Source organism: Prosthecobacter sp., assembly GCF_044378005.1.
In the GTDB taxonomy this organism is placed as follows: domain Bacteria; phylum Verrucomicrobiota; class Verrucomicrobiia; order Verrucomicrobiales; family Verrucomicrobiaceae; genus Prosthecobacter.
Genome location: NZ_JBILYB010000264.1, coordinates 1 through 4,365, shown reverse-complemented (window position 1 = coordinate 4,365; position 4,365 = coordinate 1). Strand labels below are relative to the sequence as shown.

The window sequence follows — 4,365 nt, the reverse complement described above, 5'->3', positions numbered from 1 at the left end:
GCAAGCTCGTGGCCCGTTTGCTCATGCAGGCCGTGCGCGACAGCTACAACAACTTCCGCAGCGTCGATGCCAACAACCCGGACATCCGCCTGCAAAACTGGGAGGAGATGGAGCTCAATGAGTATGTGTGGTTCAACGGCGATGTGATGAAGATCATCCGCATGCCACGCGGGCCGGACGGCGGCTGCTTCTTCTACATCAACGACGGCAAACGCCGCGCTTACTTCGACACCAGCGCCACCTCGCACTCGCTCGATGAACCCTGCTACGTCGTGCAGCCCTATCCGCTCGGCAGCAGCATCGCCGCGAACGGCTTGCCCATTTTTACTGTGAACTATCAAAACGACGACAGCGGCGACCGCAAAATCGGCCGCGACTCGCGCCTGACCTTCACCGCGCCTGCCGATGGCCGATTCGTCGTCAAAGTCACCGACACCCGCGGCTGGGGCGGCGAGCGCTTCGTGTATTCCCTCGCCATTCGCGAGCCGAAGCCCGACTTCAGCGTCAAACTCGCCGGCATGAACCCCACCGTCATGCCCGGTGCCTCCGTCGGCTTCTCCTTCCGCGCCGAGCGCACGGACAATTTCGACGATCCCATCCAGATCGACATCACAGGCCTGCCCGCCGGTTACTGGGCCTCCTCGCCCCTCATCATCGAGGCCGGTCACGACCTCATCAGCGGCTCGCTGCACGCCATGCCCGATGCCAAAGCTGACGCCGATTGGTCCAAACTCAAAATCACCGCCAAAGGCAAAGCCATCACCCACGACGCCGGAACCTTCGGCAAGGTCACCCTTGGCGCGAAACCGAAGTTCATCATCGTTTTGGAGCCCGACGCCGGTGGAAAGCCCGTCATGCGTGATCTCGAGGAAGAAACCAAGCCGCTCGAACTCACCCTCGCCCCCGGTCAAAGCGTGAAAGCCTGGCTGCGAGCCGTGCGCCTGAATGACAAAGGCATCATCAACCTCGACGTCCACGGCCTGCCCCACGGCGTCATCATCGACGACATCGGCCTCAACGGCGTGCAGATCCGCGAAGGCGAAAACGAGCGCCCCATCTTCTTCCGCGCCGCGAATTGGGTGCAGGACCAAGACAAACTCTGCCACGGAGCTATCAGTAGCGCGAGAAACGAACACGACAGCGCCGGACTTCAGACGAGCTTCCCGATTCTGATGAAGATCCGGAAAGCGGGTGTGGCGGCGAGGTGAGTCCTATGAGCGCGAAGCGTTTTGGAGTGCGCCGGGCCTCCGGCGCTTTCGACGGAGCGGCTGATCAACGCGCCCTGAGAAACGAACGGACCATGATTGGCCTTCGGAGTCATTGGTGTTGAAGCTTGATACGCAGCCTTCGAAAAGCGCCGGAGGCCCGGCGCACTCCAGGACGCTGTCGCGTGAGAGAGCATGCCATAAGGTGACGTTCACCCATGCCTCATGAACCGCCGCTCCTTCTTCAAGCAAACAGCCGCTTATGTTTCCGCACCCGCCATCCTGAGCGCGAAGTCGCCGAACTCGATGTTTCAGGTGGCTTCCATCGGTGTCGGCGGGATGGGCGGTGTCACGATGATGAGCGTGCTGCAGCATCCGAAGGTGCGCCTTGTGGGCATGTGCGATGTGGATGCGAAGACGCTCGAACTCGCGCGTGGTGGCAACGCGACTCGTCGCAAAGAGTTGCAGGACCCAGAGGCTGCGGCGCGATTGGCAGATGCGGCGGCATTCCGCGACTACCGTGAGATGATCGCGAAGCTGGGTGATTCGGTCGATGCGGTGACGATCGGCACACCGGATCACATGCATGCGGCGCAGGCGGTGACGGCGTTGCGGGCGAAGAAGCATGTCTATTTGCAGAAGCCGCTCACGCATCATTTGCATGAGGCGCGGATATTGAGCGCGGAAGCGGCGAAGGCGGGTGTGACGACGCAGATGGGCACGCAGGGGCATTCGAGCATCGAAACCTCGCTGGCGGTCGATTTGATCAAGAGCGGTGCCATCGGGAAGGTGAAGGAGGTCATCTGCTGGGAGAACAAGAAGGCGAGCTGGTGGCCGAAGGTCACGCAGCGGAAGGCGGAGGCCGATCCAGTGCCGGCGAATGTGGATTGGAACCTGTGGCTCGGTGTCGCCAATCAGGTGCCCTTCCTCGAAGGGGCGTATCATCCGTCGATGTGGCGCTCGTGGGCGGATTTTGGCGTCGGCATGATGGGTGACATGGGCTGCCACTACTTCGACGTGGTGTTTGCGTGTCTTGGACTCGCCGCACCGAAGCGCGTGCGCTGTCTCGATGAGGGCAGCAAGGGTGATTTGTATGCGATGAAGCGCCATCTGGAGCTGGAATTCCCCGGCACACCGCTCACGGCGGGCGATACGATCAAGATGACCTGGACGGATGGCGGCTACGAGTATGACAAGCGTGTCATCAAGCCCAGCGTGCTCACGAAGGACTCGCCGAGCGGTATTTTCTTCATTGGCGAGAGCGGCGGCATCTTCAAACCGCACAGCCAGCGCCCTTGGCTGGTGCCGGAGGCGAATTTCACGGGCTTCACCTACCCGAAGACACGCATCGCCAATCATTACACCGACTGGGTGGATGCCTGCATGAAGGGCGAAAAAGCCGCCACCGATCTGCCGAGCTATGGCTGCCCGGTGACGGAGGCCGTTTTGCTCGGCGTGCTCTCCGAGCGCAATCCGGGCGACTGGATCGAGTGGGATGCCACGGCGGGGAAAATCGCCAACCGTCCCGAACTGAATGCCCAGCTCACGCGGACGTATCGCGACGGCTGGAGCGTCGAAGGATTGGGCTGACGCAAGATCGGAGCACGCTCACACCTTGCGTGACGGCTCGCCGTGCGTATCGCCACAGGACTATGTCCCTCGCCACTCCCTCCAGCGCTATCGGTTTTAAAGAATGGTCCTTCGTCTGTGACTCGCTCGTTCAGGGCGTGCAGACCATGGTGCTGCGCAAGGGCGGCATCCATGAAGGGCGCGGTGGATTCGAGTGGAAGCACAAGGCGTTCTTCCTTTTCCCCACCTGGTTTCACACGCAGGGCGAAAAGCTCCGCTGGGTGCCGGAGAATGCGCAGCGTGCTTTCCCGCCGGAAGAGGAGCGCACGAGCGTGGACATCGACGGCTTCGCCACGCTGGAGCATGTTTGGAAAGTCACCGACTGGGCGAAGATGGAAGCTCTGGCCCCACTGCACATCTGGAATGAAGACGTGGTGAAAGATCGCTTCGTCTATGATGACGAAAGCTGCCTGCACATCGCGCTCGTGCGGGCGTGGAAGCTCCCGCAGCGCTGGTCTTTCCCTTATTCGAAGAGCTACGGCGGCTGCCGCTCCTGGGTGAATCTACCAGAGGAAGGCCTCGCCCTCCTGGCAAATGCGACGCCAGCGATGACCGATGCAGCCTGGAATGAAACAGCGGGCAAGTTGCATTCGATTCTTGATGCCGCGTAACCCGGCCCTCAAGATCGGCTTCCTTTCCCATGACTCCCCACGACATCGCCCCCGCCTGGTTTCACATAGACAACGAAGCCGAGATCGCCTCCCCGGCGCTGCTTCTTTATCGCGAGCGCATCGAGCACAATTTGAAGCTGATGATCGAGATCGCGGGTGATCCGGCACGGCTGCGTCCGCATGTGAAGACGCACAAGCTGCTGCCGGTGATGAAGCGGCAGATCGAGCTGGGGATCACGAAGTTCAAATGCTCCACCATCGCCGAAGTGGAGATGTGCGCGATGGCTGGTGCAGCGGACGTAGTGCTGGCGATGCCATGCGTGGGGCCGAATGGACATCGTCTCGCAGAGCTGGCGCTGAAGTATCCGCAAACGCAGTTCGCAGGCATTGCCGATGATGAGGAAACGATCCGCACGCTGGCCTCCGCCGCGCAGCAGCATCGGGTGAATCTCGGCGTCTTCCTGGAGCTGGACTGCGGCATGTCGCGCACGGGCATCGTGCCCGGAGTTGCTGCTGAGCTTTTGGTGCATGCGATCAAAGATACGCCGCGTCTGTTGTTCCGCGGCCTGCACGCCTATGATGGTCACATCCACGATGCCGAGCTATCCGTGCGGAAGGAGAAATGCGAGGCCGCATTCGCACCCATCCTGGCTTTCAAAAAGCAGCTCGAAGGCGAAGGCGTGATCATGAAAGAATTCCTCACCGGTGGTTCACCGACCTTTGGCATCCATGCCCAGCACAAGGACCGCATTTGCAGCCCTGGCACCACGGTGCTGTGGGACTTTGGTTATGGTGACAAACACCCCGACCTGCCCTTCCTCCCCGCCGCCGTGCTGCTGGCACGTGTGATCAGCAAGCCGGGCACGAATCGTCTCACGCTTGATCTCGGGCACAAGTCCGTGGCCCCGGAGAATCCGCAT

4 protein-coding genes are annotated in these 4,365 nt (G+C 61.2%); all 4 read left to right on the top strand.

The genetic code is table 11. The annotated features are described in order from the left end of the window. A partial coding sequence (locus AC6FTP_RS25780; protein WP_497209768.1) for a COG1470 family protein occupies window positions 1–1,208 on the top strand: 1,208 nt, incomplete at its 5' end. 222 nt (window positions 1,209–1,430) lie between these two features. Continuing rightward, the gene (locus AC6FTP_RS25775) at window positions 1,431–2,795 is read left to right on the top strand and encodes a Gfo/Idh/MocA family protein (protein ID WP_497209767.1); all 1,365 of its coding nucleotides are present in this window, start codon (window positions 1,431–1,433) and stop codon (window positions 2,793–2,795) included. 62 nt (window positions 2,796–2,857) lie between these two features. Beyond that, complete coding sequence (locus tag AC6FTP_RS25770) at window positions 2,858–3,445, top strand: DUF1802 family protein (RefSeq protein WP_497209766.1); 588 nt, start codon at window positions 2,858–2,860, stop codon at window positions 3,443–3,445. A gap of 29 nt (window positions 3,446–3,474) precedes the next feature. Then, window positions 3,475–4,365, top strand: an 891-nt coding sequence (locus tag AC6FTP_RS25765; protein WP_497209764.1) for an alanine racemase, incomplete at its 3' end; no start/stop codon positions are given.